The sequence below is a fragment of the Vibrio coralliilyticus ATCC BAA-450 genome (assembly GCF_000176135.1).
Classification (GTDB): domain Bacteria; phylum Pseudomonadota; class Gammaproteobacteria; order Enterobacterales; family Vibrionaceae; genus Vibrio; species Vibrio coralliilyticus.
Map to the genome: position 1 here is coordinate 451858 of NZ_ACZN01000015.1, position 26120 is coordinate 477977.

Here is a 26120-nt window from a genome sequence, read left to right on the forward strand (position 1 = left end):
GCAATAACAAAGCCAGCATCAGATGCTGGCTTTTTTAATTTAGGTCCGCAACATCACATCGAGCTGATCGACCAGTTCTGCCCAATCGGCATCTTCTTCTATCGCTTCTTTTAGAAACGCGGCCTGTGAAGGCGACCAGAAAAAGGCTTCATGCAGTGCAGTGCCGACCACCAGCCCACTGTGGTGATTAACAAATTCCCGAATGCTGTCGTCAGAGCTCGCTAATCCAAGTTGCTGAAACAAATCACGCATTGAGTGTTGGTGCATTTCCATAATGTCCTCACTCGATTCTTACAACAAACAACTAAGCCACAATTACAGTAGCTATTCCTCTTTAACTATAGACCGAATCGCTCCGAGCAAAAAAAGCCTCACATCGACAGTGAGGCTTTATCATTAGAATTCTGGGCAAGTTTACTTGGTTATGATTTCAGGCCCCATTAGTGTCGTTGGAAGCCAAGTCGATACCCATGGTACGTAAGTAACGATAATGAGGAACAAGAACATCACCGCCACCCAAGGGAGTGCTGCTTTGACCACTTGCATCATCGACATTTTGGCGACCCCGGCCGTCACAAACAGGTTGAGCCCGACAGGCGGTGTGATCATCCCGATTTCCATGTTCACGACCATCATGATACCTAGGTGAATAGGGTCGATGCCCAGTGCAATCGCAATTGGGAACACCAACGGAGCAACAATGATCAGCAGACCCGACGGCTCCATAAACTGACCACCAATCAGAAGCAAGACATTAACCACGATTAGGAAGGTGATCGGCCCAAGGCCAGCAGATAACATCGACTCAGTAATCATCTGCGGGATGCGCTCTTCTGTTAGTACGTGCTTAAGAATCAAGGCATTTGCAATGATAAACAGCAACATAATAGTCAGCTTGCCCGCTTCATACAGCGTATGCTTAGTGTCTTTATGGACAAATGCTTGGAAAATCTTGACGATGGCTGGTTTACCATTCTCTTTCTCTGCGAAAGGACCCATGTCTTTGTAGACGAAATTCGCAATAAAGAAAGAATAGACCGCTGCAACCGCTGCAGCTTCAGTCGGCGTGAAAATACCACCGTAGATACCGCCTAGAATGATCACAACCAGTAGTAGACCCCAGCTTGCGTCTTTCGCGGCATCAAACATTTCACCCCAGCCAACAAATGGCTGTTTTGGCAGATTTTTAACACGCGCGGCAATATAGATAGCGATCATCAGCATCACGCCCGCCAGAAGACCTGGAATCACACCGCCGAGGAACATACGACCAACCGACACGTCCGTCGCAGCGGCGTATACAACCATAACGATTGACGGTGGAATCAATATACCTAACGTACCCGCGTTACAAATCACCCCAGCGGCAAAGTCTTTGGAGTAACCGTTTTTGATCATACCTGCGATAACGATACTACCGATGGCAACAACCGTGGCCGGAGACGAACCTGATAACGCGGCGAACATCATACACGCGACGACAGAAGCCATCGCTAATCCGCCACGGAACCAACCGACCATTGCAATAGCAAAACGAATAATTCGCTTAGCCACACCACCTGTCGACATAAAGCTTGATGCCAAAATAAAGAATGGAATAGCGAGTAAGGTGTAGTGGCCTGCGAACGCGTTAAACAGAGTTTGGGCTACTGAGGCTAAAGAAGCGTCAGAGTGCATCATCAAAAACAGGATGCTCGATAGACCAAGCGATACAGCGATTGGCACACCAATCAGCATAAAGCCAACCACCATTACGAATAAAAACAAAATATCCATGGCTTAGCTCTCCTTGCTCTTATCGTCGGCTTTTTTCGGCTCCATCGCTTCACCAGCGTCTTTGAGCTCTTCTTTTAGCGCCTCAAGTTCTTCTTCCGCTTCATGACCTGCAATCAAACGGTCTAGTTTGCCTGTTGCAATTTGTACGGTGATTTGAATAAAACGGAATGTCATCAGCGCCATGCCAATTGGCAGCGCCATATAAGGAATAAAGCGTGGAAGCTTTTCGTAGCGCTCACCTTCATTCAGCCAGTCAGCTAGGAACTGCAATATTTCTGGCATTGGAATATCGTCGGTTTCATACCAAGCCCGTTCAGTGACAAACGGATACCAATAGTTCCAAGAACCAACCAGAAGAAGAATTGAGAATGCTAAACAGCAAGCCGCTGCAAGTAACGCGTAGACTTTACGCAGTTGGTCTGGTGCCATGTTGATGATGACATCGACACCAATGTGAAAGTGTTTTTTTACGCCATAAGACGCACCGACCAGAACCATCCAGGCAAAAAGGAAAACGGTGAGCTCAAGAGCCCAAAGAATGTTGTCGTTAAAGACATATCGAAAGATTACATTAGCAAAGGTTAGCAGTGTCATTGCTCCCAAGAAAAACGCAATCAGCGTTTCCTCGATAGCATCTGTCACCTTTCCTATTCTGGCAAAAATTGACTGTTCCATAGTTACATCGCTTTGATCACCCGTTGGTCGCGCCTAACAGGTATTGCAGGGTAAAAAAGGCCCTCCTCCCGATTCGGAGGGCCAATAGTCAGGGATGTTTTTATTATCGTGTTACTGGTTTGAAGCCAATGCAGCTTCGATAAGGTCAGAGCCGATGTCTTTTTCAAACTTCTTCCAAACAGGTTGCAACGCAGTAACCCATTGCTGACGCTGCTCTGACGTCAATGTACGAACTTCACCACCCGCTTCAATGATGTTGTTCTTATTCGCTAGGTTCACCTTAGCTGATTCTGCATTACGCTGTGCAGTGACTTCCTGAATAATGGTATTCAGTTGTTCACGCTGATCTGCTGGGAGTTTTTTCCAGAAGTCGTTCGAGGTAACCACAAGGTAATCTAGGATACCGTGGTTGGTTTCTGTAATACCGTCCTGAACTTCAAAGAACTTCTTACCGTAAATGTTTGACCAAGTGTTTTCTTGGCCGTCAATAACCTTAGTTTGTAGACCGCCATACACTTCTTTAAACGACATCTTCTGTGGGTTCGCACCTAGTTGCTCAAACTGCGCTACCAATACATCAGAAGCCTGAACACGGAATTTAAGACCTTTAGCATCTTCAGGTGACAGTAGTGGCTTGTTTGCCGACATTTGCTTCATGCCGTTATGCCAGAAAGCTAGGCCTTGCAGACCACGACGCTTCATTGCATTTTTCAGCTTCTCACCAGACTCTGAGTTTTGGAAACGGTCAACGGCGTCAACGTCTTCGAATAGGAATGGCAGATCGAAAATGCGGTATTTCTTCGTGAACTTTTCAAACTTAGAAAGAGAAGGGGCAGCAAGTTGCACGTCACCGTTTAGAAGCGCTTCCAGTACTTTGTTGTCATCGTAAAGTGTCGAGTTCGGGAAAACCTGCATACACACTTTTCCGTTCATCTCTTCGTTAACACGTTTTTCCAGCAGTGAAGCCGCAATACCTTTAGGGTGCTTATCTGTATTCGTTACGTGGCTGAACTTGATCACAGTCTCGCCTGGGTCACAGTTAGCGGCCGCATTAAAACTGGTTACAGCGAGAATCGAAGCAGATAGTAGGGTCAAAGGCTTTAGCATTGTTTTTCTCCTTGTTAATAGAACAACCCCATCACTGGGTGTTGATATATTTATAAGGGCAATAACTAAGCCAACTTATGAAAATAAATTTAATATTTATATTTCAATGAATTAAATTCAGTCCTATGCGGAAAAATAATTATAAACAGATTTATTAGATAAAAATGGGTGGGAAATGACACATCGAAACTTCTCGAATGTGTCATTTTACACATATTTAACATTACCCAAACGCTAGATAAACAAATGGCAGCGCCATGCTGCCATTTTTATTACATGAGATTTGAGAGTCAGCAAGGAGACAGACTGGCTCCCACTCTCAAGACAAACACGAATTTCATATTCATGTTGATGCTATAAGCATAGTCGGTATTAATGCTTTTATTAATAATCATTTTTATCTAGCTGGATTAAGGGCGAACACACTCCCAATTCGGACAGCAAGCCAGTCCGATTCTCCCCCGTACTGATTGGGAGTGTGTTCAATCTTATTAATGGAACTCAATCCTTTGTTCTGTTTGCGCATCAAAGAATACCGCTTTTGAAAGATCAAAATGCAGAGGAGCAACCTGACCAACACGAGCGTCAAACTCCGGAGACAGTCGACATGCCACCTCCTGATCATTGACTTTAATCATCGCGATAGTATCTGGCCCAGTGGGTTCCAGAACCTCAAGTTGCAGATCAAGTTGCGTGCTAGCGCTCGATTCCTGATTTCGTTTCTCAGTAATGTGCTCCGGGCGCAAACCAATCACCACTTCCTTCCCATCTTGCTCACGCATTGAGTTAGGCAAACGGATATGGTGCTCCTGATCGTTACCACCTTTAACTTTAATCACAGGCTGCTGCTCATCATCAAGATCAACCATGGTCTTAATGAAGTTCATCGATGGAGAGCCCATAAAACCAGCAACAAACATATTATTGGGCGTGTTGTAGATTTCCTGAGGCGTGCCCAGTTGCTGCAACTCACCATCTTTCATAACAGCAATGCGATCAGCCAAGGTCATGGCTTCAATCTGGTCATGAGTGACATAAACAATGGTGGTATTGAGTTGTTGATGAAGGCGTTTGATCTGATGTCGCATTTCGACACGGAGTTTCGCGTCAAGATTCGATAACGGTTCATCAAACAGATATAACTTAGGTCGACGCGCTAACGCTCTTCCCATCGCAACACGTTGACGTTGACCGCCAGATAGCTGAGACGGCTTGCGGTCAAGCAGATGGTCGATTTGTAGCATCTCGGCCACACGCTGCACTTCAGCATCAATCTCAGCGTCGGGCATTTTACTGATCTTAAGGCCAAACGCGATGTTGCCACGCACCGTCATGTTAGGGTACAAAGCGTATGACTGGAAAACCATCGCAATATCACGATCTTTTGGCTCCACGACTGAGACATCACGGCCATCGATCACGATCTCACCTGAACTGATACCCTCTAGGCCAGCAATGGTATTCATCAAGGTTGATTTACCACAGCCCGATGGGCCAACCAAAATCAGAAACTCCCCCGAGTCAATGCTGATATCGATTCCCTTAAGGGTTTCCTGTTCCGCTTTTGGGTAGGTTTTACGGATCTGTTTGAGTTCTAAAGTTGCCATTATGATTATCCTTTTACTGATCCGGCGGTCAGGCCACGAACAAAATATTTTCCTGCCAGCACGTAAACCAGCAACGTCGGTAGAGCGGCGATGATGGCTGCGGCCATATCCACGTTGTATTCCTTCACACCTGTACTGGTATTCACTAGGTTGTTAAGTGCCACTGTAATCGGCTGTGTATCGGATCCTGAATACACAACACCAAACAAGAAGTCGTTCCAGATCGATGTGAACTGCCAAATCACGGTCACCATGATGATTGGCGTTGAAAGTGGCAGCAGGATTTTGAAGAAGATGGTAAAGAAGCCCGCCCCATCCAGTTTTGCTGCTTTGATAAGCTCATCAGGAATGCTGATATAGAAGTTGCGGAAGAACAGCGTCGTAAAGGCCATACCGTAGATAACGTGAACGGTCACCAAGCCCGCCGTGGTATTCGCTAAACCCAACTTACCTAACACCGCCGCCATAGGCAGCAAGATCACCTGAAATGGGATAAAACAGCCAAACAGCAATAAGCTAAAGAAGAGGTTCGAACCACGGAACTGCCACTTAGTCACAACATAGCCATTGAAAGCGCCAAGTAAGGTTGAGATCGCAACAGCAGGTATTACCATCTGGAAAGAGTTCCAGAAATAACCTTTCACACCTTCACATTTAACTCCGGTGCAAGCTCCGTCCCAAGCTTTATACCAAGCATCAAACACCCACTCTTTGGGTAAGCTCATCAAATTCCCCGCTTTGATATCTGGTAAGGTTTTGAATGACGTAATGACCATGACAAACAGTGGCATCAAGTAAACCAGACAGAAGAAAACCAGCGCTGAGTAAATGAATAGGCGAGCAAAATTCATGTTATTGGTCATGATTTTTTCTCCCTAAGTTCGGAATACAAATACGGCACCAGAATGGCAAGAATTCCGGCTAGCATCATCATGGCACTGGCAGCACCAAGGCCAATCTGACCACGCGTAAATGAATGTGCATACATAAACAATGCTGGTAGGTCTGAGGAATAACCTGGCCCCCCAGCCGTCATTGCGGTCACTAAATCAAAACTCTTAATCGCAATATGCGAAGTAATGATTACCGCGCTGAAAAACACAGGCCTTAGGCAAGGTAGAATAATTTTCACGTAAATCGTCGGCAGATTAGCACCATCAATTTGAGCAGCTTTGATGATCGATGAATCGATACCACGAAGACCCGCGAGGAACATCGCCATTACAAAACCGGAAGATTGCCATACTGCAGCGATGACTAACGTGTAAACCGCCATATCAGAGTCTACCAACCAGTCGAATTTGAAGTCTGTAAATCCCCAGTCGTGCATCAGTTTCTCGATGCCCAGACCTGGGTTTAGAATCCATTTCCAAGCCGTACCCGTGACAATGAAAGACAACGCCATCGGGTAGAGATAAATAGTACGAATCGCTCCTTCCTGACGAATATTTTGATCGAGCAATATTGCTAGACCGACACCTAAGCCGATTGCGACCAGCATAAATAGCAGGCCAAAAATGCCTAAGTTTGAAATCGAAGTGATCCAACGGTCGTTGTCCATTAGCTTTTCGTACTGGGTAAAACCGACAAAATTAAAGCTAGGTAGAAATCGAGAGTTGGTCATAGATAGTGCGGCAGTCCAGAAGATGTAGCCGTAAATACACACCACAGTAACCAACATGGTCGGTGCTAATACGATCTTCGGTAGCCAGGTTTGTAGCCTGTCAGCAAAGCTTGGCTTATAGACAGACTGACTTTTTGACCCAGTCAAAACATGCTCCATAACGAATCCTTGTGACACTTTCCCTGAAAGTAAGTCTTAGAAGGAAAGGACAAGCAGGCTCCCCACAAGCCTGCCTGCCCTTGGGGGTGACAGAATAAAGCGCCGTTAGATCGCCGCTTTTACTGCTTTCGCCAATTTCTGCGCGGCGTCTTGCGGATTGGCATCTTTGTCGTTAAAGAAGTTAGTCACAACGTCAAAGATCGCGCCTTGTGCGTAGCTGGTTGTTGACATGCCGTGCGCCATACTTGGTACGAGATCACCGGATTTCGCCGTCGCTTTAAACTCGTCCATTGAATCCAGTGCACACTTATCAAACTTCGACATATCCATATCCAGACGCACTGGAATAGAACCTTTATTCAGGTTGAACACTTCTTGGAATTTAGGGTCAAGAATGGTGGCTGCCAACGCTTTTTGCGCTTGTTGGTTGCCTGATTCGCCTAGCTCAAAGAAAGCAAAGCTGTCGACATTATGAGTAAACTGACCTGCGGTACCCGGAGCTGGCACACAGACATAATCTTTACCTGCCACTTTGCCGGCTGCTGAGAATTCGCCTTTCGCCCAGTCACCCATGATTTGCATCGCTGCTTCACCATTGATCACCATAGAAGTCGCAACGTTCCAGTCACGGCCCGGCGAGTTTGAGTCGATGTAATCATGCATTTTCTGGAATTTGGCAAACACTTCGACCATCTTATCGCCAGACAGAACATCCATATCTAGCTCAACAAAGGCTTTGACGTAGTCTTCGCTGCCTAGAACATCAAGCGCAACCGCTTCAAACACGGTTGCGTCCTGCCATGGCTGACCGCCGTGAGCCAACGGGATTAAACCAGCTGCTTTAATTTTGTCACCTGCGACAAAAAACTCATCCAAGGTCGTTGGGACTTTTGCGCCCGCTTTTTCAAATACCGCCGGGTTTGCCCAAAGCCAGTTCACACGGTGAACGTTGACTGGTACAGCCACAAAATCACCGTCCCACTTCATAACGTCGGTCACCATTTTTGGTACAACGCCATCCCAGTTACCTTTTTCTGCAACGTCATCAAGGTTAGTCAGAAAGCCCAGACCACCCCACTCTTGAATGTCGTGACCTTTGATCTGTGCCGCTGAAGGTGGGTTGCCTGACACCGCGCGAGTTTTCAGTACCGTCATCGCACTTTCACCACCGCCACCAGCAACAGCAAAATCTTTCCAGCTGTGGCCTTGCTCTTCCAGCATGTCTTTCAGAACAGAAATGGATTTAGCTTCGCCACCCGAAGTCCACCAGTGAAGCACTTCAACTTCACCCGCTTGAGTCATAGAAGCCGCTGATAGAAGGGATAAGGTAAGTAGGGTTTTATTCATTTTCATTATTATCTTCCATGTATTGGATTAGACACAGGGCTGACAGCGAACAAGCCCCTGTTTCATGTGTTCGAAAATGAGTGTATAGATTTGCACAGATTAGATTGAAACAAACCGTAATAGGAATGTAACAACAATGTTACATTAAACTTCAAGTGTCGGTGGAATAAAGAGTTGCGCTCTTAAACCGCCTTGTGGACGATTGCTAATAATGAGATCTCCACCATGCCCATGCAGAATGTTGCGGCAGATACCTAAGCCTAAACCGTGGCCCTGATCATCAGAAGCTAAGCGAAAATACGGCTCAAAAACGGCTTCGAGCTTATCACTTGGTATGCCCGGTCCAACATCGTCAATCGAGACGGAAATCCATTCATCCGTCACTTCAATCGACACAGTGGCACTCTCTCCATATTTAACCGCATTATCGATTAAATTGGTCAACACTCGTTTAATGGCTAAGGGCTTAGCCACCATAGGTTCCATTTCGATTGGAGTAAAAGTGACACAATCACGCTTAAAGTTCATCGGCTCGATTACCGACCGAATCATGGCATTGAGATCAATAAAGGCGTTGTTCTCGTGTAAATCGGTGTCTTTCACACATTGAAGTGCCCCTTTGACCATCATCTCAAGCTCATCTAAGTCCTGATTGAATTTATGACGTTTTTTGTCGTCATCGAGCAGCTCAGCTCTTAAACGTAATCGAGTGATCGGCGTTTTGAGATCATGGGATATGGACGAAAACAGGTGCTCCCTATCAGCCACATAGCGCCTAATACGCTGCTGCATTCTGTTAAACGCTCGAGTCGCGGTGACCAGTTCACTCGCCCCCTCTTCACCTAATGGCGGCTGATCAATATCCATACTCATTTCATTGGCCGCTTTTGCTAAACGCTTTAAGGGTTTGACTTGTCGGCGCATTAACAGATAAGTCAGACCAAGCAACAAGGTCGTCGAGAAGAAAATAAACAGGATCTGCTCTCGGCCAATTAAGGTGTCATCCAATGTGACGTAAGGTGCGGGAAGTAACGCGGCGATGTAGACCCATTCATTGCTCTTGAGCTCGATCTGTACCACCAGAACGGGAGGATCAATGGGCGATAATGTTAAAGTATGATGCGCCCATGATTTGGGTAAATCACTAAGGTAGATATCATTCTTTAGTAGACGAAGATTGTGCGCATGAGAAAAGTCGACAGATATCGAAGACACCTTAGGTAACTTGTCGTTGAGCACAGATTCCACCGCAGAAAGAGAGGCTCTTTTTAATTGTGTATCTGGAATGGGCTCAACAATCAGCTTTTCTTTATTGAATGACACAAAGAAACGCGTGCCACCCATATTACGAATCTGATCCAGCACAATATGACGATACCGCGTCGGTAGGGATTGGAAAAACGTCACGGTTGAAGCAAACATGTTCGCCATGCTTTCAGAGGCTGACTGAATACCCGCCAGCTCTTTTTGCTTCGATTCGGTATACCAGATCGCCGTGGCAATACCCTGCGCTAATATCACCGCTAATAACGCTAACCCTAGAGTACGGGTTACCAAGGAATTGGGTTTTAGCCTACTTAACAGAGTGTTCATCTATCAATGTTCAATACTGACAGGTACGGCGAGGATATAGCCATTTCCGCGCATAGTTTTAATATATTGCGGGTATTTTCCGCTATCACCCAGACGCTGACGCAAGCGACTCAACTGGACGTCAATACCTCGCTCAAAAGGAAGTGCCTCTCGTCCTCTGGTCGCAAAAGAGATCGTATCGCGATCTAAAACTTCATTCGGACGCGAGAGAAACAACATTAAGAGTGCAAAGTCACTGCCCGACAGATCGTGTTCTTCTTGAGTATCACTATGGGTAATTTTGTGCGCTAAGGTATCAAGTTGCCAGTCACCAAACGTAATCTGTTTCGGTAGAGCGTCTGAACCTTTTTCTTCATTGATTTGAACTCGTCGCAAGACTGCTTTGATTCGAGCGATGAGCTGACGTGGATTAAATGGCTTGGCAATGTAGTCATCGGCACCAATTTCCAGACCAATGATCTGATCAGTTTCGTCCGACACTGCGGTCAGCATAATAATAGGTACATTAGAGTCGCGACGAATGTGTTGGCACAATGTAAAGCCATCATCACCCGGTAGCATCACATCAAGAAGCACCATATCTGGGTAGCCTTCTTGATCGAGGTGCGCTTTTAATTCATCGCCATCCGCCACGGCGTTGACCTGATAACCCGCTTTGGTCAGGTATTCACCCAACAGCTCCCGTATTTCTAGATCATCATCTACAACAAGTATCTTTGCGTTCATTCACTTCAATTATTACTTACGATGTCTTGCTCTAGTTTAGAGATTAATAGGAATGGGGCAGATTGATAAAATTGGATTATTTGATCACAAAACAGATTCAGATCACAACCTATTAACAAATATAAAAGTAATTCAGTACTTTTTCACAAGAGAGGTCAATTAGGAAGAGCAACTGATCTCCATTTTTTTCCCCCATTCGGGAGGCAGCTTAGCGTACTCGTCCATTTCCGGCTGCTCATCATAAGGGTATTTGAGTAGTTCAGCGACTCGGTTCACTTCACTAAAATCGCCTTCTTCCGCTTTATCAATCGCCAGTTGAGCGAGATAATTACGCAATATGTACTTGGGGTTCACACGCCGCATGGCTTCGCAGCGCTCTGATGCTTCGATGGGAGAACCAGCTTCATCGGCTTCTTGTTCACATCGGGCAAGATAGTCTGTAAGCCATACTTTTACCGCTTCACGATCGGCAAACAAATCAATTACGACTTGGGGATCCGTACGGTCTAGATTGGATATCTCACGCATAAAGCGTGTGTAATCGACTTGGTTTTGCTCTAACAATTCGAACATAGATTGAAAGAGCTCACTGTCCTTTTCTCGCTTGCTCTGAAGGCCGAGTTTGCTTCGCATCAATCGGCTGAAACTCTTACCAAGTATACCTTCGTACTTCTCCAGTACTGATTCTAAGTCGTTCTTCTCAATGAGCGGGGTTAACGCGTGGGCAAGGGCCGATAAGTTCCACAATCCCACTCTAGGTTGCTGATCAAACGCATAACGGCCTTCGTAGTCAGAGTGGTTGCTGATGTAACTAGGATCATAATCGTCAAGAAATCCAAACGGTCCATAATCAAACGTCTCGCCAAGAATAGACATATTGTCGGTATTCATCACGCCGTGTGCAAAACCGTAAGCCTGCCAGTGCGCAATCAAGTTAGCTGTACCTTTGACCACATGTTCAAACATCGCTAAGTATGGTTTGTCAGTCTCGATGCAGTCCGGCCAGTACCACTCAATCACTTTATCCGCTAGCAACTTCAGTTCGGCTATCTGATTGGTGTAAAAGAAATGCTCAAAGTGCCCAAAACGAATATGGCTCTGAGACATTCGCAGTAAAAGCGCGCCCTGCTCGGCTTTTTCACGGTAAACAAGAGTATCGCTGGTTAACATCGCTAACGCCCGTGTCGTTGGGATCCCTAAGCCTGCCATTGCCTCACTGCACAAATACTCTCTGATCGTGGAGCGCAGTACCGCGCGCCCGTCACCCATCCTCGAATAAGGCGTTAATCCAGCACCTTTAAGATGGATGTCAAATAAGGTACCTGACTGATTAGAAATTTCTCCCAGCAACAATCCTCGGCCATCACCTAAATCTGGGTTGTAAATACCAAACTGATGACCCGCATACTTCATGGCCAAACAAGGGGTAGGCATAGGTTTAAGTTCGCCGGCAAGAAAAGATTTCAGTGAGCCTTGTGGTGCTTGCAAAGGTAGGCCGAATTGGCGAGCAAACTCACTGTTCCAAGCCACCCAGTGACTGTTGTCGAGCGCTTGCGGCTGAACATGGGTATAGAATGCTGAAGGAAATTGACTAAAGCGGTAATTAAGGTTGAGCAACGACGGGGAAGACATATGCAGTCCATTTGCAAAGCTGTTATCGCAGAAAGTAGCATAAAGCGGATAGATATGCTTTGAAAGCTGCCCTAATAAATGACTCTAAAAGTAAGTAGTTACACACTTATTAAGGCTTAGCTTCACTGACGTCCAATGTTAGATGAGAGCAAAAACACCCACAATACCAACAAGTGAAAATAGACAAGTACGACTGATAACGCCAAAGTTAGAAGGTTGGATCATTTCTTGATGCTGCATACGTTCTCCTCGTTGTTTTTATTACATCTTAATTACAATATGATGAAATCGAAGACTTTTCTCAATACACACCAAGATTAAATTTTTATGACAATCTGAAAAAATTGAGAGGTCAGGCTTCTTTTTTGAGTTTTAGAGGATGTAAAGAATCTGTTCCAGTTCGAACTTTGCAGCCAAGTTGCTGCTAAAGTTCGCGAAAATTCAATTAAATAACAATAATCGAAATTTAGGCTCGAACAGGTGAGAAGCAGTAAACTATTTCAAGCCTAAGCTAATCCGCACAAAATTATCATCTTCGTAATCAACTTTATGTTCAAAAATAGCAGAAGCGTAAATGGTTCGAAGAATGGCATGCTTTTCGCCACGAGTGCCACGAAATAGCATTGAAATATCAGCAGATAGACGATTGCGATTGTCAAAATGCGCATTCAAATCCGGTGACAGCACACACAATAGGCAACCTTTAGGATTAAAGGTTAAGTCCACCTCCTCTGCACTAGACAACAGTACTGTCGTATTGAGTTCCTTCTCTAGCATGTTAATCAGCAATAAAAAGCTATCTAGATGCGGCAGTTCATCACCATGAATGGGCGAGAATAGATTGCCTAGCATTGATTCCATATCCAGACGCTGAGATCGAGCGTGGCTAACCAGAGAACGAATTTTCTTCTTAAAAGGCTTATATTTCTTGCTATTAGCCGCTTTGTTCAGCCAAGCAGAAAGAATGTCGTTAATGTCCGAACGCGATTTTCTGCCTAAGACCTGTGCTGAATGATTGGTGTGCAGATGAAGCAATGCATGCAATGCTAGCTCAGACAGGAGAGGCTCAAACTCGGGTTTAATTTTAGTATGGATACTGCGCATGTTGTCTGAACGTATGGTGCCCTGTTCAAGCTTTAATCAATTTAGGTACTTTGAGAAGGAACGCCATGCTACAGAAAAGCTCAGCCTATGTACAGGTCGAATTCAGTGCAATCGTCACGCTATGGTTGCGACCCAATTTTCATCCTTCTACGAAACGACAAAACCCTGACAGCCGTTAAGCTATCAGGGTTTCTAAATAAATGGCACGCCCTGCAGGATTCGAACCTGCGACCACATGCTTAGAAGGCACGTGCTCTATCCAACTGAGCTAAGGGCGCGCTACAGGAAAAGGATTATACGAGTTCGAGTCCTTAAAACAAGGTCTTTTCTTAACATTCTGATCTGAATGACTAAAAAAAGGTCACCGAACTTCATTTTGATTAAAAACACCCCAAAGCAAACGTTTGCTTATAGATGTTCGTCAAATTTTTTGCGACAATGCGCAGCAACTAAATAGCCATTCTATTTAAAGGAACGCCATGACTGCTCAAAATATTGATGGAACACTTATTTCTCAAACCGTTCGATCGGAAGTTGCCGCTCGTGTAAAAGCTCGGGTTAATGCGGGCTTAAGAGCGCCTGGCCTGGCTGTTGTGCTGGTCGGTGAAGATCCAGCGTCGCAAGTGTACGTTGGAAGCAAGCGCCGCGCGTGTGAAGAAGTAGGATTCGTATCAAAATCATTTGATCTTTCCGCTTCAACATCAGAAGAAGAGTTGCTGTCTCTAATCGATGAGTTGAATGCTGACGAAGAAATTGATGGCATTCTGGTCCAGCTGCCATTACCCGCTGGTATCGATGCAACACATGTTTTAGAGCGTATTCACCCAGAAAAAGACGTTGATGGTTTCCACCCTTATAACGTTGGTCGTCTTGCTCAGCGCATTCCTAAGCTTCGTTCATGCACACCAAAAGGCATCATCACGTTACTTGACCGCTACAATATTAATCTTCGCGGTATGCATGCTGTTGTTGTTGGTGCTTCCAATATTGTTGGCCGCCCTATGACGCTTGAACTTCTGCTAGCTGGCTGTACAACGACCACTTGCCACCGATTCACCAAAGATCTAGAAAGCCATGTTCGTCAAGCAGACTTGGTGGTAGTGGCTGTGGGTAAACCTAACTTTATTCCAGGTAATTGGATCAAAGAAGGCGCCGTGGTAGTCGATGTCGGTATCAACCGCTTAGAATCTGGCAAATTAGTAGGTGACGTCGATTACAAAAACGCAAAGGAAAGCGCGAGCTTTATTACTCCCGTTCCTGGTGGCGTTGGGCCAATGACAGTGGCCAGCTTGATTGAGAACACTATGTTGGCTTGTGAGCAGTTTCACACTAAAAAGAAATAACAAAAAAGCCACTCGCAAGAGTGGCTTTTTCAATCATCCGATATGAATCACAGCTTTTGTCGGCCTAATAGGGAATGTGAAAGCGTTGTTCCGTCCACTAGCTCCAATTCACCACCAACAGGGACACCATGAGCAATTCTGCTCGCCTGAACCTGATGTTCCTTACACAATTCAGCGATATAGTGAGCCGTTGCTTCCCCTTCGACCGTTGGGTTAGTTGCGAGAATAACCTCAGATACATCCCCTCGGCGTAAGCGGTAATCGAGCACATCAAGGCCTATGTCACTCGGACCAATTCCGTCAAGTGGTGACAAATGGCCCATAAGAACAAAATAACGGCCAGAGAACTGACCTGTAGATTCCACTGCAGCTATATCAGCTGGGCTTTCAACCACACAAATTTGACCATTTTCCTGACGTTTAGGATTGGTACAAATATGACATGTTTCTTCTTCGGTAAAAGTGCGACATTCATTGCAGTGGCCGATTTCCGTCATTGCTTGGCTTAGCGCATCCGCTAGCTGCAAACCACCCTTTCTATCGCGCTGTAACAAATGAAAGGCCATACGCTGAGCTGACTTGGGGCCAACCCCAGGCAGACAACGTAAGGCCTCCATCAATTGCTCCAGCATATGACTGGTGCGCATTAACTAACCCTATCGATTAGAAAGGCATTTTCATGCCTGGTGGTAGTTGCATACCTCCAGTCACGCCAGCCATTTTTTCTTTCTGAGTTTCTTCAACACGACGAGCAGCGTCGTTGAAAGCAGCAGCGATAAGGTCTTCTAGCATTTCTTTGTCGTCTTCCATCAGACTTTCATCAATCTCAACGCGACGCACACTGTGGCTACCCGTGATAGTGACTTTTACTAGACCAGCACCAGACTCACCTGTCACTTCCATATTTGCAATTTCTTCTTGAAGCTTTTGCATACGCTCTTGCATTTGCTGGGCTTGCTTCATTAGATTGCCCATACCGCCTTTACCAAACATGATTATCTCTCTGGTTATTTAGCTTATTTCGTTAATAGATGGGGTCGAAGTGTAAGTTTTCAACCCCAGACTTAAATTGGTCGTACACTGTCTTTATCCAGTTCAGCAGCAAATCGCTGCTCTATAAACTGGACATGATTGTCATTTTCTAGGCTGATAAAAGCCTGTTGCAATCTGCCTTGATAAAGCTTTTCTCTCAGCTCTAAAGGTGTTTCTCCACTGTCACCTACCTCAACAGTAAGATGGCATTCCTCACCGGTAGCTCTGTTGACTGCCTCGAGTAACTCACTTTGCGCGCGCTCAGTATTTAAATGCGCTTGCTGAGGCCTTAATGTCAGTGCAATTGATGGGCCTTGTTTTTCAAAATGAGAGTTCAGAGCCAATTGTTCGGTCAGCTTTGCCGTATCCAACTGGCTAATCAGCTTCGCCCACTCATTTTTCTCTAAGCTCTCTTCTGCCAATTTTTGGGCCATTTCAGGCGTTTTTTCATGTTCCAACGCCTTTTTTATCTGAGTTGGAGTAAGTTCACTGCCCTGTTTTTCGACTTGAGGCAGTGTCGGCTTCCACTGATAAGGCTCATTCTTATCCAGCTCAGGTGTCGCTACCGACTGTGAGTTTGACAATGGCGACACCGGCATAGTTCCTGAGTGTCGCTGAGCAACTCGGTCAAGAACAGAATCTGATTTTTTTGCTGATGTCGCGTTAGCCTTTTTTGGCGTATTTCCTTGATTGATCCCTTTGCGTTGAGAACGAAGCTGGTGACGCAATCCACTCACAGGCGACGTAAGTTGGTTCTGTTGCACTGAAGGCGGAACCTGCTGCTCTTGAGGCATAGGTTGAACCGGTGCTTCATACTGCGGAGGAGTGTAATCCATAGGCTCAGGACTATATTGCTCAGGCATGTAACCAGCCGGAGGTAACTCTTCTCGCTCCTGCGAATAGGAAGGAGTCGGTGCGACAGGCGGCGTTACATTGGGATCAGGCGCACTAGAGACAGGCTGAGAGACTGAAACTGGTGTCGACGGTTCTGACTGAACAACATCTGTCGAGATAGCATGTGCATGAGGTTTTGCCGACGGTCTGAATGCCATCATTCTCAGCACAATCATCTCTAGGCCGATGCGCTCTGAAGGCGCTAAAGGTAGATCTTGGCGGCCTTTCAAAGCAATTTGATAATACAGCTGAACATCTTGAGGTGCTAACGCACGGCTCAAGAGCTCTACTTTTTCTGCGTCAGGTTGCGCCTTGTCTAGGGTCGCAGGCAGTGCCTGATACATTGCTAATCGGTGTAACTGAGTCGCAAGCTGTTGGAGTAGCCCATCCCATTCAACACCGTTTTGCGCTAAAGCCGATAAACTGTCCATCGCAACCTGAGGTTGCTTTGAGCTGATCGCCTCAAGCAAATGCAACGCCTGATCGGTATCCAGTGTACCCAACATATGCGCCACACTGTCGGCAAGCACCTGTCCATTCCCCAATGCAATAGCCTGATCACTTAAGCTTAGTGCATCACGCATACTGCCATCTGCGGCATGCGCAATCATTCCAAGCGCTCGGGGCTCAGAAGAAACTTGCTCATGCTTTAAAATATGATCCAATTGCTCATGGATATTATCAACACTGATTGGCTTAAGATGGAACTGCAAACAGCGAGATAAAATGGTAACTGGCAGTTTCTGAGGATCGGTTGTCGCCAGAAGGAATTTCACATACTCAGGCGGCTCTTCAAGTGTTTTAAGCAACGCATTAAAACTATGGCGCGAGAGCATGTGAACTTCATCGATTAGATAGACCTTAAATCGACCACGTGCAGGTTTGTATTGCACGTTATCAAGCAATTCACGAGTATCTTCAACTTTAGTGCGTGACGCTGCGTCGATTTCTAATAGATCGACAAATCGACCTTCATCGATTTCTCTACAAGTATCACAGATGCCACATGGCGTAGCGGTAATCCCTGTTTCACAGTTCAGCCCCTTGGCAAACAATCGACCTATGGTCGTTTTACCGACACCACGTGTCCCGCTAAACAAGTAGGCATGATGAAGCCTGTTCTGGGCTAAAGCATTTTCTAATGCTGTCAAAACATGGCGTTGCCCTACAACTTCATTAAACTTTGTAGGTCGCCACTTTCGAGCTAAAGCAAGATAACTCATGAATATATCCGATTAATGGCCGTCAAATTCACAAATACTGTATACGTCGAGGCCTAAACCTTCTAGACGCTTGTCGCCACCAATCTCTGGAAGATTGATAACGAATGCAGCATGTTCTACAACGCCACCCAACTGACGAATCAGTTTAGTGGTAGCTTCAATCGTTCCACCAGTCGCAAGCAGATCATCAACAACTAACACTTTATCACCTTCTGCAATCGCGTCAGTGTGAATTTCCAGTGTGTCAGTGCCGTACTCAAGCTCATAAGATTGTGCAACCGTCTCACGTGGCAATTTACCCGGCTTACGAACAGGCACAAAGCCTAGCCCTAGCTCAAGTGCAAGAGGAGCGCCAAAAAGAAAACCGCGCGCTTCTGTACCAACAATCTTGGTAAAGCCCATGTCCTTGTACTTTTCAACTAATAGTTGGATCGTCGCTTGGTAAGCAGGAGCGTCTTCCATCAAGCTAGTCACGTCACGAAATAGAATGCCTGGCTTTGGGTAATCTGGAATACTTTTGATGCTAGATTTGATCAGTGAGATTGTTTCAGTTGTCATAACTCATTTCTTAGATTGGCTAAGCTTGTACTTTATTGTGTCATTATGTGGCAAGCGCTAGCGGGGTTCTCAGCACAATTGGGTCATTAACAGCTGACTTAAATTATCTGTGCCTACAATAACAAACGCCCACTCGAAGAGCGGGCACACTTCCCTGCAATCTTAGTGATTTTCTTGCTTGTCAGCAAGGCGCTCAATCACAGGCAAACGAATAAACCAAGTCAATAAGATGATCAGCATGACCACCAGCATAATCTTTAACCAAAAGTGAGGAACAATCCAAATAGAAAAAGTAAAGCTCGCGACCATACAGATAGCACCACGTGTTTTTACTTTGCTGGTTACAGCACCATGCTGATGCCAATTGTCTAGAATAGGTCCGAACGTTTTGTGTTCATGCAACCAACGATGAAAAGTTGGACTACTGCGCATAAAACAAGCGCTAGCAAGAAGAATAAAAGGAGTCGTTGGAAGAAGAGGGAGGAATATGCCCAGAAAGCCTAGGCACAAACTTAAGCCACCAACAATATTTAAGCCAAATCTTTGAATACTGATGGTAAGCTCCGAGAAATCAGTTAGAAGCCCGCGTATCCGTTTACTACACGAATCCAAGTTAACGTGGCTGGTAGTGTTGGAATCAATAGAGCTGCAATAAAACCTAGAAAGTAGAAAATATTATAAGGTTCTTTGAAATCTTTGTCTGCCATGGGATTACTTCTCTAATGTAAGTGACGATTTTTCAAACCACGAGTTAAACTTTCGTTAAAACATTGGGTCATTTTTGTTTTGGCGGACTATACCTTAATCTCTTGCTCATAAACACCGAGCAAAAGAAGGGTTATTTCGATATTGAGCTCAATAACGAGGCAGCGCTTATGCACTGCCTCCGCGGAAAATGTCCAAGCTGAAACTACTTGACCCAAGACAGCTCAAAGTTAGCTGGCAAGCAGACTGTATTGGCAAATCGGTGGTAATAAAGTTCTTCGCGCAACTATCCCCTAGCCTCACACCCGCCGGGATGTGCTGAGAAAAATAGCCATTAGACCATTGGGCATCCAGCCCTGCCGGCAAAATAGACAAAGTACCTTCAGAGACATCAGCAATACCAAACATGGCATGTACTGGGCTAGCACAGTCTGAACAGGCTAAACCTTTCTCCAGCAAATCTGCAATGTCTTTGAGATCCGCGTTAAAACATTTAAGGTTACGTAAATAGTCATGGAATAGAGCGCGGACTAGTAAAGTAGTTGCCGCACCATGCTGGCCTTCACTTGCTGAATCAACAAGATAAAACGCAAACTGACCATTCATTAGCCACGCATAATCGAACACCAAAGGCATAACATCTGTTGACTGCAACAAGCGGTAGCTGCACTTCCAATCCCCCTGAGAGGTATCCTTATCTGGAAGTAATGCGTGAAGTAAATCTTTCGCAGCCATGGGATTATCTTCGAGATATTCTAGGTGCCAATGTAATTCCTGCTCTTCAGGCATATCGCCACTGTCTACACGAAACCATTGACTGGCGAAATCACGCTGGTCACACAGATGGTTGTCTGAATCATCAAGTGTATTTTCGATCGCACTCGCAAGGTGCTCATGATTAGAAATTGGTTTTGGTAGGAAATCTTTAATACCAAAGCGAAGTGCTTTAGCAACATCAGACATTTCATCTGTTGCTGACACCACAATTAAAGGAAGAGATGGGTACTCTAAACTCACCTCTTCAACAAATTCGATACCGTCTAAAACAGGCATAGACAGATCACAAAGGATGAGATCTGGCTCAGCGCTTCTTAACTTTTTCAGACCTTCTAAACCATTTTCAGCTTCGACAACCTGATAACCTTGAGCCTTAAGGAATCCACAAGTGATCTTACGGAAGACAGGATCATCATCGACTAGCATGATCAATTTTTGGCTGGCAGCCAGCTGAGTTGAGGGCGTTGTCGCCACTTCATATGTTTTATGCATAAACCTTCGCCTCACGCAACTAAAAACGTACAACTGCTGTTATTATTGTTTTTGTAAATTGTTTCAAACACTCATTTAAAAGTAGTCGCGAAAGTGTATTTATACAAATCTTCCACTTTGCGCCCTTGTTGCATACTATATGTATGCAATGTCAAAGATCGTAAAACTTGTTGATGTGACTCAACCTTTGACATCTGTTATAGATATAAATTACCCAAATTCGTAAAAAAATGTGTCGGACGTAATGAAATTAGATGATCTCAACCTTTTTAGGCTAGTCGTTGAAAATGGGAGTTATACTGCGACATCTCGCAAGACAATGATTCCCGTTGCAACAATCACACGACGCATACAAGCGTTAGAAGAGGCACTTAACCTTAGGTTATTAAACCGCCATGCACGTAAACTTTCCCTTACGGAAGCCGGTGAACGTTTCTACAACGAATGCTCTCCCCTACTTAACCGATTAACCTCTGCAGCCGAAGAGATCACTGACGAATGCCGAGGCGCTGCAGGCAAAATCCGCATTTCCGCTCCCTCAAACCTCACTAAGCGTAGAATGATGCCTATGCTGAATGAGTTTATGAAACACTACCCTGACATCAACATTGAACTAACGACTAGCAATCATGCTGATCAACTTGATCCGACAGAGTGGGATGTCATTTTCCGTGTTGGCCCTCAGAGAGACTCAAGCCTGATTGCGCGTAAGATAAGCTCAGTTGAGGACATCTTAGTTGCCAGTCCTGAGTACCTAAAAAACAACCCTACTCCAAAACATGCAGAAGATTTGCACAATCATTCCCTATTAAAAGGCGCACCTCTTCTTAAATGGCAACTAACCAACAGCAACGGTGAAACCGTCGTCAACAATGACAAAGGACGCTTCCAAGCAAGTACTCTGGATGTCGTACGCAGCGCGTGTTCCAACGGATTAGGGATCACCCTTATGCCAGATGCTATGCTTAAAAAGTACATTGAAGATGGCAGTTTAACGCGCGTACTCGAAGACTGGAGTGCAAACCCCCGCGATATCTATATGCTTTACAATCATAAAGATCACCTACCAGAAAAAGTACGCTTACTTATCGACTTTGTTATTGCCTACAATATTCACTAGATGAAAAAAAGAGCTTGGACAAACCAAGCTCTTTTCCTAATCCCTACAGATACTCAACAAACTTACTCAGGTCGCGCTCTGGTACCTTCATCGGTGTGCAAGCTGGTGTACCCAAATAGAGAAAACCGACAATTTCGTCGTCGCCTTCCAGTCCAAATGCTTGATGAACCGCTTGATGGAACATCCACTTGCCTGAACGCCAAAAACCTTGAAAACCTTGAGCAACTGCCGCCATTTGCATCGCCTGAACCGCACAACCCGCAGATAAGTACTGCTCTAATGCCGGTACTTTTTCGTGCTCGGTAACTTTGGCAATCACTGTGATAACCATAGGTGCACGGAATGGCGCATTTTTCAGTTTCTCTATTACCGCTTCTTCGCTGCTCTCTGCTTTGGCGGCTGAAACCAGAATGTCTGACAGCTTGTTCAGCCCTTCTCCCTGGGAAATAACAAAGCGCCAAGGCGTCAGGCCTGCATGATCCGGGGCTCTCAATCCTGCGCGGATTATGTTCTCAAGCACATGACCTTCTGGCGCTGGGCCAGACAGTTTTGCTATTGAACGGCGGTTGAGCAACAAATCTAAAGCATCCATTTGAAATCCTTACTGAGTTTTTATAATTGCTTTGGTTTGATCATAACCTCAGGTTACAAAAAAGGCGAACCTTACGGCTCGCCTGATTGTCATCTAGTCGTGTATTACTCGTAGAACGATTTCTCTAACCCCGCTCGGGTCAACAAACCGTCACATGGAGCGAAACGATCACCATATTTCTGTGCGTTCTCGTTCATCATTTCTACCAGTTTCTTCACGCCAATCTGATCCATGTAGCGGAAAGGGCCGCCAAGGAAAGGAGGGAAGCCAATACCAAAAATAGCACCAATGTCACCGTCTCTAGGGCTACGAATAATGCCTTCGTCCAGACAACGAACCGCTTCGTTCAACATAGGTAGCACACAGCGCATCGCGATGTCTTTCTCTGCCATCTTAGACTCTGGTGATAAGCTCAATAGCTTATACACTGACTTGTCGACTTCCTTCTTCTTACCTTTATAGGTATAGAAACCTTTACCTGTCTTACGCCCTTTACGATTGTCATTCAGCAAGATATCGAACACGTCAGGACCTTGGAAACGTTCACCTAATTCTTCAACCAGAATCGGCATAATCTTAGCACCGATATCGACGCCGACTTCGTCAAGCAAGGTGATAGGGCCTACTGGGAAGCCAAAGTTCAGCAAAGCTTTATCCAGTTGCTCTATCGGCTCACCAGACATCAACACTTGCGCTGCTTCATTCATGTACGGAGCAAGAATACGGTTCACGTAGAAACCAGCGCAATCTTTAACAACAATCGGCGTTTTACCTTGCTTACGTGCAAACTCAACTACAGTCGAGATTGTTTCATCAGACGTTGTTTCATGAGGAATCACCTCAACCAACGGCATTTTTTCTACTGGGCTAAAGTAATGAAGACCTACGATGTTTTCAGGTCGCTGCGCTTTGTCCGCTATCTGATGAATAGGCAGCGAAGAGGTATTAGTAGCAAAAATGGTGGTATCTTTCGCATTCTTTTCCACATCAGCAACCATTTGCTGCTTCAGGTTCAAATCTTCAAATACGGCTTCAACGACAACATCCGCGTGATTGAAACTGGTGAAATCTGTACCACCTGACATTTGAAGCATTTTGGATTGCAGTTGTGCTTTAGAAATAATGCGACGCTTACGCTGCTTATCAAACAACTTGTAGTTGTACTTCAATGCGTTAAGAACACCATCATTAGAGACATCTTTAATACGCACTGGAACTTTCGCTTTCGAGACGCTGACGTGGCTAATTCCAGCACCCATCAGGCCACCACCAAGAACCGCTGCACGTTCAATCGCTTTAGGCTCAGCATCGCTGCCATTCTCTTTCTTCATTTCTGTTGTCGCGAAGAAAATAGAACGAAGTGCTTTCGACTCTGAGGTCATCACTAACTCACCAAAGCGCTGCGCTTCTTTTTGCTGGCCTTTCTCAAACCCTTTCTCTAGGCCGTGGCGAATCACTTCTAGGATTGCCTCTGCCGCTGGGTAATTGCCACGAGTCTTTTCGATGGTCTTCTTAGATGCTTGTTCAAAGATCACTTTACGACCAAGACCGGTATTAGCGATTAGCTTCTCTTTCGTTGAAACCTTGCGTTTAGCTCGCGATTTTCCGGCATGCTTTTCGACAAAGCTCTTCGCTACCTCAAGTAAAATAGTCTCAGGTACCACAGCATCCACGACACCAAGCTTCTTGGCTTTTTTAGCGCGTAACTGCTTACCTGTAAGAATCATATCCAGAGATGGCAACAAACCGATCAGACGTGGCAGTCGCTGCGTACCACCAGAGCCCGGCAGAAGACCAAGTTGCACTTCTGGCAAGCCTAAACGGGTTTTATCTGAATTTGTACAAACACGGTAATCACATGCAAGAGCAAGCTCTAAACCACCTCCTAAGCACGGACCGTGAATGGCAGCAATAACAGGATAAGGTAGGTCAGATAGCTGTTGAAACATCTGCTGGCCTTGCTCAGCTAAAGCTTGAGCTTCTGACGCGCTGTTACATGCATCTAGCATCCTAACATCAGCACCTGCGATGAAGTTATCAGGTTTCAGAGAGTGGACAATCAAACCTTTTACTGAGGATTTTTTCTCCTTCAGTTGAGTAAAGATGTCTTCCATTTCCTGAGCAAACGCTGCCTGCAAGGTGTTCATTTTCTCACCCGGAACATCAATAGACAGCCAGGCGATATCTTGTTCGTCTATTTTTAACTCAAACGCTTTGTGCTCGCTCATTACTCAACCTCCAAAACCATAGCTGCACCCAAACCACCTGCGGCACACGCTGTATTCAGCGCCAGTCCACCACCTCGACGTTTTAGCTCTCTCAACGTCTGAGTAATCATTCGTGCGCCAGTGGCTGCAAATGGGTGACCATAGGCAATCGAACCACCAAGCACATTGAACTTATCCATATCGATTTCACCAATCGCTTTAGAGCGGCCCAGTTGCTCTTGTGCAAACTTATCAGAAGCAAACATCTTCACATTGGATAAGGTTTGAGCAGCGAATGCTTCATGCATGTCAATTAAGGTAAGATCGGACAGTTCGATACCCGCTCTGTCGAGCGCCATCGGCGTTGAGTAAGAAGGCCCCATCAGCATATCGGTTTCAACGCCAATAGCGGAAAATGCGTAAGAGCGGATGTAGCCCATAATTTCAAGGCCCAGCTCTTTCGCTTTACCTTCACGCATCAGCATAATTGCCGCTGCGCCATCTGTAAGTGGAGTACTGTTGGCGGCGGTTACGCTGCCATATTGACGATCAAAAGCAGGGCGTAGTTTCGCGTAACCTTCAAGGGTAGAATCATGGCGAATATTATTATCTTGCGAGAGCCACTTTTTGTACGGCTCAGGGAATGCCGTCATGACTTCCCCTTCTATTTTCCCGTCATTCCAAGCCTGAGCCGCAAGAGTATGCGAGCGATGCGCTAACGCATCCTGCTCTAGGCGGGTAATCGAATGTGATTTCGCCATCTGTTCAGCAGTTTGGCCCATCGACAAGCCTGTTGAGTACTCTGCAACCGCTGGAGGCACTGGCATCAGATCTTTAAACGACAGGCTTTTAAGAATTTTGAGCTTTTGACCCATGGTCTTGGTTTTGCTCAGCGCCAGTAGGTTCGCGGCAAGCTTTTTAGAAACGCCAATAGGTAAAACAGAAGAAGAATCCGCACCGCCCGCGATACCCACATCAATTGTGCCTGACATAATGCTCTCTGCCACGTTCACTGCCGACTGAAAGCTCGTCGCACAAGCGCGCGTCACACTGTAAGCATCGGTATGAATGTTCATTCCCGTTCCCAGTACAATCTCACGTGCGATGTTCGGAGCTTCCGGCATTTGCACAACCTGACCGAATACCACTTGATCAATCAACTTTGGTTCAATCTCGGTGCGAGCCATCATTTCACTCACTACCATTTTACCTAGATCAACCGCTGGAACTTGGCTGAACTCAGTACTTTGGCGTGCAAATGGCGTACGCAAACCAGCGACGACTGCGACGCGCTCTCCGGAACGCGTTTTCACTTCCTGCTTGCCCATTGTTTCTCCTTTAAGAATGAGAGGTCTGACCAGAAACATTGTAATCAGAATGTTAACACAATCAAACAACCGTTTAAATAAACGTGACTTAGGATGGAAAAGCAATTTAAACCAAGAGAATGAACTAAAGCTGAACGCAGCAGTCATTTATAGAACAAATAGCTTGCAGACAAAGACTTAGTCCAGACAATCTGTGAGCAAAAAGCTCTATCATCTATAATTGCTATACAAGAATTAAGTGTGGGCAAAAAAAAACCACACAGAACTGTGTGGTCGGAATATATAAAACAATTAACTTACGCCAATTGAAAATAATCAGTTTCCTGATTAGGAGAAAGTAAAGTCAGCCTTCAAAAGGAAGTGTCATCTTGCTCAACTTGTTAGTCATAAGACCAACTAGATGACAAGGAGTACTATAACCTTTGAAATTCATCGGATTTTGAAATAGATCAAGTTTAGGTGTATTTATCCCCCTAATTCGATTTTATAAAATAATCCT

At 45.4% G+C, this 26120-nt stretch carries 24 protein-coding genes and 1 tRNA gene; 2 read left to right on the top strand and 23 right to left on the bottom strand.

Annotated features, from left to right (window positions below):
* Positions 1 to 39 precede the first annotated feature (39 nt).
* From VIC_RS09390 to VIC_RS09450, 13 genes are all read right to left on the bottom strand, one after another.
* Entirely contained in the window at positions 40 to 273 is a 234-nt protein-coding gene (locus VIC_RS09390; RefSeq protein WP_006959358.1) for a DUF2789 domain-containing protein, read from the bottom strand.
* Positions 274 to 414: 141 nt separating this feature from the next.
* Positions 415 to 1776, bottom strand: a complete 1362-nt coding sequence (locus VIC_RS09395) for a TRAP transporter large permease (RefSeq protein WP_006959359.1) — start codon at positions 1774 to 1776, stop codon at positions 415 to 417.
* 3 nt (positions 1777 to 1779) lie between these two features.
* The gene (locus VIC_RS09400; protein WP_006959361.1) at positions 1780 to 2451 is read right to left on the bottom strand and encodes a TRAP transporter small permease; all 672 of its coding nucleotides are present in this window, start codon (positions 2449 to 2451) and stop codon (positions 1780 to 1782) included.
* 111 nt (positions 2452 to 2562) lie between these two features.
* Complete coding sequence (locus tag VIC_RS09405) at positions 2563 to 3558, bottom strand: TRAP transporter substrate-binding protein (RefSeq protein ID WP_006959363.1); 996 nt, start codon at positions 3556 to 3558, stop codon at positions 2563 to 2565.
* 491 nt (positions 3559 to 4049) lie between these two features.
* Positions 4050 to 5165, bottom strand: coding sequence for an ABC transporter ATP-binding protein (locus VIC_RS09410; protein WP_006959365.1), 1116 nt, complete (start codon positions 5163 to 5165; stop codon positions 4050 to 4052).
* 5 nt (positions 5166 to 5170) lie between these two features.
* Entirely contained in the window at positions 5171 to 6028 is an 858-nt protein-coding gene (locus tag VIC_RS09415) for a carbohydrate ABC transporter permease (RefSeq protein WP_006959367.1), read from the bottom strand.
* Positions 6025 to 6948, bottom strand: a complete 924-nt coding sequence (locus VIC_RS09420) for a carbohydrate ABC transporter permease (protein ID WP_006959370.1) — start codon at positions 6946 to 6948, stop codon at positions 6025 to 6027. Before VIC_RS09420 ends, VIC_RS09415 begins: the two co-directional genes overlap by 4 nt.
* Before the next feature lie 105 nt (positions 6949 to 7053).
* Positions 7054 to 8301: an ABC transporter substrate-binding protein gene (locus VIC_RS09425; RefSeq protein ID WP_006959371.1), complete on the bottom strand. Its 1248-nt coding sequence runs from the start codon at positions 8299 to 8301 to the stop codon at positions 7054 to 7056.
* 138 nt (positions 8302 to 8439) lie between these two features.
* Positions 8440 to 9888, bottom strand: coding sequence for an ATP-binding protein (locus tag VIC_RS09430; protein WP_006959374.1), 1449 nt, complete (start codon positions 9886 to 9888; stop codon positions 8440 to 8442).
* A gap of 3 nt (positions 9889 to 9891) precedes the next feature.
* Positions 9892 to 10614: a response regulator gene (locus VIC_RS09435; RefSeq protein WP_039951688.1), complete on the bottom strand. Its 723-nt coding sequence runs from the start codon at positions 10612 to 10614 to the stop codon at positions 9892 to 9894.
* Between the two features lie 159 nt (positions 10615 to 10773).
* A complete protein-coding gene (locus VIC_RS09440) occupies positions 10774 to 12246 on the bottom strand; it encodes a protein adenylyltransferase SelO (protein WP_006959379.1) in 1473 nt (490 codons plus the stop codon).
* A 495-nt stretch (positions 12247 to 12741) separates the two neighbouring features.
* Positions 12742 to 13350 (bottom strand): DUF2913 family protein, encoded by a 609-nt coding sequence (locus tag VIC_RS09445; protein WP_006959382.1) that lies wholly within the window; start codon positions 13348 to 13350, stop codon positions 12742 to 12744.
* A gap of 201 nt (positions 13351 to 13551) precedes the next feature.
* Positions 13552 to 13628 (bottom strand) — tRNA-Arg (locus tag VIC_RS09450).
* Positions 13629 to 13829: 201 nt separating this feature from the next.
* Between VIC_RS09450 and folD the strand changes: the two genes are divergently transcribed.
* Positions 13830 to 14693, top strand: a complete 864-nt coding sequence (gene folD, locus VIC_RS09455; RefSeq protein ID WP_006959385.1) for a bifunctional methylenetetrahydrofolate dehydrogenase/methenyltetrahydrofolate cyclohydrolase FolD — start codon at positions 13830 to 13832, stop codon at positions 14691 to 14693.
* A gap of 47 nt (positions 14694 to 14740) precedes the next feature.
* On the opposite strand, the gene recR is transcribed toward folD, so the two are convergent.
* The 7 genes from recR to VIC_RS09490 all read right to left on the bottom strand — a co-directional run bounded on the left by recR (position 14741) and on the right by VIC_RS09490 (position 20374).
* On the bottom strand, positions 14741 to 15340 hold the full coding sequence (gene recR, locus VIC_RS09460; protein ID WP_006959387.1) for a recombination mediator RecR: 600 nt from the start codon (positions 15338 to 15340) through the stop codon (positions 14741 to 14743).
* Between the two features lie 16 nt (positions 15341 to 15356).
* Positions 15357 to 15686 (bottom strand): YbaB/EbfC family nucleoid-associated protein, encoded by a 330-nt coding sequence (locus VIC_RS09465; protein ID WP_006959389.1) that lies wholly within the window; start codon positions 15684 to 15686, stop codon positions 15357 to 15359.
* Between the two features lie 71 nt (positions 15687 to 15757).
* Entirely contained in the window at positions 15758 to 17842 is a 2085-nt protein-coding gene (dnaX, locus tag VIC_RS09470; protein WP_006959391.1) for a DNA polymerase III subunit gamma/tau, read from the bottom strand.
* A 12-nt stretch (positions 17843 to 17854) separates the two neighbouring features.
* Positions 17855 to 18400: an adenine phosphoribosyltransferase gene (gene apt, locus VIC_RS09475; protein WP_006959393.1), complete on the bottom strand. Its 546-nt coding sequence runs from the start codon at positions 18398 to 18400 to the stop codon at positions 17855 to 17857.
* A gap of 162 nt (positions 18401 to 18562) precedes the next feature.
* The gene (locus tag VIC_RS09480) at positions 18563 to 18928 is read right to left on the bottom strand and encodes a YbaN family protein (RefSeq protein WP_050778619.1); all 366 of its coding nucleotides are present in this window, start codon (positions 18926 to 18928) and stop codon (positions 18563 to 18565) included.
* Between the two features lie 47 nt (positions 18929 to 18975).
* Positions 18976 to 19107: a hypothetical protein gene (locus VIC_RS27130; protein ID WP_006959397.1), complete on the bottom strand. Its 132-nt coding sequence runs from the start codon at positions 19105 to 19107 to the stop codon at positions 18976 to 18978.
* Between the two features lie 166 nt (positions 19108 to 19273).
* On the bottom strand, positions 19274 to 20374 hold the full coding sequence (locus VIC_RS09490; RefSeq protein WP_006959399.1) for a response regulator: 1101 nt from the start codon (positions 20372 to 20374) through the stop codon (positions 19274 to 19276).
* Positions 20375 to 20618: 244 nt separating this feature from the next.
* Between VIC_RS09490 and VIC_RS09495 the strand changes: the two genes are divergently transcribed.
* Entirely contained in the window at positions 20619 to 21494 is an 876-nt protein-coding gene (locus VIC_RS09495) for a LysR family transcriptional regulator (RefSeq protein WP_019277863.1), read from the top strand.
* Between the two features lie 43 nt (positions 21495 to 21537).
* Here the strand turns inward: VIC_RS09495 and VIC_RS09500 are convergent, their stop codons facing one another.
* From VIC_RS09500 to fadI, 3 genes are all read right to left on the bottom strand, one after another.
* The gene (locus tag VIC_RS09500; RefSeq protein ID WP_006959402.1) at positions 21538 to 22086 is read right to left on the bottom strand and encodes an NAD(P)H nitroreductase; all 549 of its coding nucleotides are present in this window, start codon (positions 22084 to 22086) and stop codon (positions 21538 to 21540) included.
* A gap of 104 nt (positions 22087 to 22190) precedes the next feature.
* Complete coding sequence (fadJ, locus tag VIC_RS09505) at positions 22191 to 24314, bottom strand: fatty acid oxidation complex subunit alpha FadJ (RefSeq protein ID WP_006959404.1); 2124 nt, start codon at positions 24312 to 24314, stop codon at positions 22191 to 22193.
* Positions 24314 to 25621 (bottom strand): acetyl-CoA C-acyltransferase FadI, encoded by a 1308-nt coding sequence (fadI, locus tag VIC_RS09510; protein ID WP_006959406.1) that lies wholly within the window; start codon positions 25619 to 25621, stop codon positions 24314 to 24316. The genes fadJ and fadI overlap by 1 nt, the downstream gene beginning before the upstream one ends.
* Positions 25622 to 26120 lie beyond the last annotated feature (499 nt).

Excerpts from the sequence above, each read along its gene's own strand:
- VIC_RS09405 (WP_006959363.1), bottom strand. The coding sequence starts at position 3,558 with ATGCTAAAGCCTTTGACCCTACTATCTGCTTCGATTCTCGCTGTAACC.
- VIC_RS09395 (WP_006959359.1), bottom strand. The coding sequence starts at position 1,776 with ATGGATATTTTGTTTTTATTCGTAATGGTGGTTGGCTTTATGCTGATT.
- fadI (WP_006959406.1), bottom strand. The coding sequence starts at position 25,621 with ATGGGCAAGCAGGAAGTGAAAACGCGTTCCGGAGAGCGCGTCGCAGTC.
- VIC_RS09440 (WP_006959379.1), bottom strand. The coding sequence starts at position 12,246 with ATGTCTTCCCCGTCGTTGCTCAACCTTAATTACCGCTTTAGTCAATTT.
- VIC_RS09420 (WP_006959370.1), bottom strand. The coding sequence starts at position 6,948 with ATGGAGCATGTTTTGACTGGGTCAAAAAGTCAGTCTGTCTATAAGCCA.
- VIC_RS27130 (WP_006959397.1), bottom strand. The coding sequence starts at position 19,107 with ATGGCAGACAAAGATTTCAAAGAACCTTATAATATTTTCTACTTTCTA.
- dnaX (WP_006959391.1), bottom strand. The coding sequence starts at position 17,842 with ATGAGTTATCTTGCTTTAGCTCGAAAGTGGCGACCTACAAAGTTTAAT.
- apt (WP_006959393.1), bottom strand. The coding sequence starts at position 18,400 with ATGACAACTGAAACAATCTCACTGATCAAATCTAGCATCAAAAGTATT.
- VIC_RS09465 (WP_006959389.1), bottom strand. The coding sequence starts at position 15,686 with ATGTTTGGTAAAGGCGGTATGGGCAATCTAATGAAGCAAGCCCAGCAA.
- fadJ (WP_006959404.1), bottom strand. The coding sequence starts at position 24,314 with ATGAGCGAGCACAAAGCGTTTGAGTTAAAAATAGACGAACAAGATATC.
- VIC_RS09500 (WP_006959402.1), bottom strand. The coding sequence starts at position 22,086 with ATGGATGCTTTAGATTTGTTGCTCAACCGCCGTTCAATAGCAAAACTG.
- VIC_RS09435 (WP_039951688.1), bottom strand. The coding sequence starts at position 10,614 with ATGAACGCAAAGATACTTGTTGTAGATGATGATCTAGAAATACGGGAG.
- VIC_RS09495 (WP_019277863.1), top strand. The coding sequence starts at position 20,619 with ATGAAATTAGATGATCTCAACCTTTTTAGGCTAGTCGTTGAAAATGGG.
- VIC_RS09430 (WP_006959374.1), bottom strand. The coding sequence starts at position 9,888 with ATGAACACTCTGTTAAGTAGGCTAAAACCCAATTCCTTGGTAACCCGT.
- VIC_RS09410 (WP_006959365.1), bottom strand. The coding sequence starts at position 5,165 with ATGGCAACTTTAGAACTCAAACAGATCCGTAAAACCTACCCAAAAGCG.
- VIC_RS09490 (WP_006959399.1), bottom strand. The coding sequence starts at position 20,374 with ATGCATAAAACATATGAAGTGGCGACAACGCCCTCAACTCAGCTGGCT.
- recR (WP_006959387.1), bottom strand. The coding sequence starts at position 15,340 with ATGCGCACCAGTCATATGCTGGAGCAATTGATGGAGGCCTTACGTTGT.
- VIC_RS09390 (WP_006959358.1), bottom strand. The coding sequence starts at position 273 with ATGGAAATGCACCAACACTCAATGCGTGATTTGTTTCAGCAACTTGGA.
- VIC_RS09400 (WP_006959361.1), bottom strand. The coding sequence starts at position 2,451 with ATGGAACAGTCAATTTTTGCCAGAATAGGAAAGGTGACAGATGCTATC.
- folD (WP_006959385.1), top strand. The coding sequence starts at position 13,830 with ATGACTGCTCAAAATATTGATGGAACACTTATTTCTCAAACCGTTCGA.
- VIC_RS09445 (WP_006959382.1), bottom strand. The coding sequence starts at position 13,350 with ATGCGCAGTATCCATACTAAAATTAAACCCGAGTTTGAGCCTCTCCTG.
- VIC_RS09415 (WP_006959367.1), bottom strand. The coding sequence starts at position 6,028 with ATGACCAATAACATGAATTTTGCTCGCCTATTCATTTACTCAGCGCTG.
- VIC_RS09425 (WP_006959371.1), bottom strand. The coding sequence starts at position 8,301 with ATGAAAATGAATAAAACCCTACTTACCTTATCCCTTCTATCAGCGGCT.